The organism is Staphylococcus sp. GDY8P119P (assembly GCF_017892075.1).
Taxonomy (GTDB): Bacteria; Bacillota; Bacilli; order Staphylococcales; family Staphylococcaceae; genus Staphylococcus; species Staphylococcus ureilyticus.
On sequence record NZ_JAESKJ010000002.1, the window covers coordinates 1 to 2998 of the forward strand.

A 2998-nucleotide genomic window follows, 5' to 3' on the forward strand; every position below is an offset into this window, starting at 1 on the left:
GAAACATATATAAATATACAGGTATAAAAATATATAAATATAGAGTTTGCTCTAAATACCCCCTTAAAATTCAAAATAAAGGCATTTAAAAATTAAGAAAATAAAAAAGCTACTAGCAAAAAACTAGTAGCTTAAATCTTAGTTAAATTTCTATGTAGTATTAATTTTTATATCTACGCTACAACGTCGATTCTAGTTCGTGCAGTATTAATTTTTATATCTGCGCTACAACGCCGATTCCTTAAAACTAAGATAAAAATTGACGAAGGTCGATTATGGTTTTTTACGCGTTCTTTTTAGAACGCATAAGTGCGCCCTTACGGGATTTAACTAGATTATAACGACGAAAAATAGACCTGTAAAGCAATAACAGTTGGGTCTACTTTGTCTACTGGGCAGACAAGAAAAGAACACGCATTTATGCCGAGAAAATTTATTGATGTTGAGAAGAACCCTTAACTAAACTTGCAGACGAATGTCGGCATAGCGTGAGCTATTAAGCCGACCATTCGACAAGTTTTGGGATTGTTAAGGGTTCCGAGGCTCAACGTCAATAAAGCAATTGGAATAAAGCAACTTTGTTATTTATAATTATTTGATTGGAGGTGTGAATATGTTTTTTAAGTGTTCTATATGTGATGAAAAATTAAAGAGAGGTTATAAAACTTTAGCATGTGAGAATAACCATACTTTTGATATTGCAAAAGAGGGTTATTCGAATTTAATTTCAGGGCATAAAAAAAGTAAATACGATAAAAAATTGTTTATTGCTAGAAGAGAATTGAATGATAGTAGCAATTTGTATTCGATATTAATTTCAAAAATCATAGAAATTATTAAAAAATATGAGATTAAAACTAAAAATAATGTGATAGATGTTGGTACTGGTGAGGGTTATATTTTAAATGAAATTAGTAAAACATTTCTTGGTGAAAATGAATTCTTAGGTATAGACATTGCAAAAGAAGGTGTAAAAAAAGCAGCAAAATCATATAAAAATATAAATTGGTTGGTTGCTGATCTAGCTGATATACCAGTTATGAATGGGAATGTAGACTTTTTAATTAATGTGCTTAGCCCTTCTAATTATGATGAGTTTAAAAGAGTTCTAGATAAAGAGGGGAAATTGATAAAAATAATTCCTAATAGTGATTATTTAAAAGAAATAAGGAATATAGTCTTTAGTAATCATAAAAATAAGGATTATGATAATTCTGATGTTATAGATTTATTTGAAGCTAATTTTAATAAAATTGAAATGATAGACATTAGTTATAAGGTTAAATTAAATAAAGAAGAATTGAATAAATTACTTGATATGACGCCTTTAACGTGGAATTTAAGTGACGTAGAAAAAGAAGGAATAATTAAGAAAAACTTAAGTGAAATTACGATGAGTTTTAAGGTTTTGGTTGGTGGTTTTAAAACGAGTTGAAAACGAGTTTCTTCTTGTCTTGATACTATATAGAAATAACGTTCTTTTTTAAAATGTTGTTTCAAGCTTGATGTAACAGTGTTTTGAAAGATTTTTAGTGTATAAAATAAAATTTGACATAAAAAAACTCCAGTAATAAGATTAAAGTGTCGAGCTAAAATCAAATACTGGAGGTCTTTTTATATGCAAGACAATCATACAAAATATATAGATGAAAATCAAGATAATAAAACACTAAAAGACTTAACGAAAAGTGGGAAACAACGCCCGTGGAGAGAAAAGAAAATCGATAATGTAAGTTATGCAGATATACTAGAAATCTTAAAAATTAAAAAGGCTTTTAACGTAAAACAATGTGGTAACGTCTTAGAGTTCAAGCCTACTGATGAAGGTTATTTGAAGTTACATAAGACATGGTTTTGTAAATCAAAATTGTGTCCAGTTTGTAATTGGAGGCGTGCTATGAAAAATAGTTATCAAGCTCAAAGAGTGATTGAAGAAGTGGTTAAAGAAAAGCCGAAAGCACGTTGGTTGTTTCTTACACTATCAACACGAAATGCGATAGATGGAGATACTTTAGAAAAAAGTCTTAAACATTTAACTGAATCATTTAGAAGATTATTTAAATATAAAAAAGTTAGTAAAAATTTAATTGGTTTTATGCGTTCGACAGAGGTTACAGTTAATAAAAATGACGGTAGTTATAATCAACATATGCATGTTTTATTGTGTGTTGAAAGTAAATATTTTAGAGGTTCTGAGAATTACATTTCTCAAAATGATTGGATTAATTTATGGCAAAAAGCATTACAAGTTAATTATCGGCCAGTAGCAAATATTAAAGCGATCAAACCAAATCAAAAAGGCGATAAAGATATTCAAGCAGCAATCAAAGAAACCTCGAAATATTCGGTTAAATCATCTGATTTTTTAACTGATGATGACGAAAGAAATCAGGAAATCGTGAATGATTTAGAAAAAGGTTTATACCGAAAACGTATGTTGAGTTATGGTGGATTGCTTAAACAAAAACATAAAATTTTAAATTTAGACGATGCCGAAGATGGCAATTTAATTAATACAAGTGACGAAGATAAAACAACAGACGAAGAAGAAAAAGCACATTCAATTACTGCAATTTGGAATTTTGAAAAACAAAATTATTACTTAAAAGATTTGAAACGTTAGCTTAAAAGCTAGCGTTTTTTTTATGTATTTTTGCCCCTGCAGGAACTATAGCGTTCAACCGGCATGGTTGACCAGTTTTACCATGAAAATTTTAATTTGCATGTAAATGGGCAGTGTCTGAAAAATTCGCCACTGGTTATGTACAAAAAATGAGATAAACAATTTAACTTTTTAAGTTATATAAATTTTAGGGAGTTCCAATCAAATTAGAAAAATATATATAAAAGTTATATCGTTTTTCTGGCTTATGTTTAAAAAGTACAAGTGATTGTATTTAAAATGACTTTAGCAACTTAAGTAATATGTCTTTTGAATACAAGTTAAATGTCAGAAAGATGTACCCTTATTTTGCTCATATTTGCGTTTTAAGAAACA

At 28.7% G+C, this 2998-nt stretch carries 2 protein-coding genes; both read left to right on the top strand.

Annotation, left to right across the window (positions count from 1 at the left end):
* Positions 1–613 precede the first annotated feature (613 nt).
* Positions 614–1435: a putative RNA methyltransferase gene (locus KA830_RS02665; RefSeq protein WP_165618873.1), complete on the top strand. Its 822-nt coding sequence runs from the start codon at positions 614–616 to the stop codon at positions 1433–1435.
* Between the two features lie 183 nt (positions 1436–1618).
* Positions 1619–2623 carry a protein rep gene (locus KA830_RS02670; protein WP_078099048.1) on the top strand — a complete coding sequence of 335 codons (1005 nt, stop codon included), beginning with the start codon at positions 1619–1621 and terminating at the stop codon, positions 2621–2623.
* Positions 2624–2998: the final 375 nt, after the last annotated feature.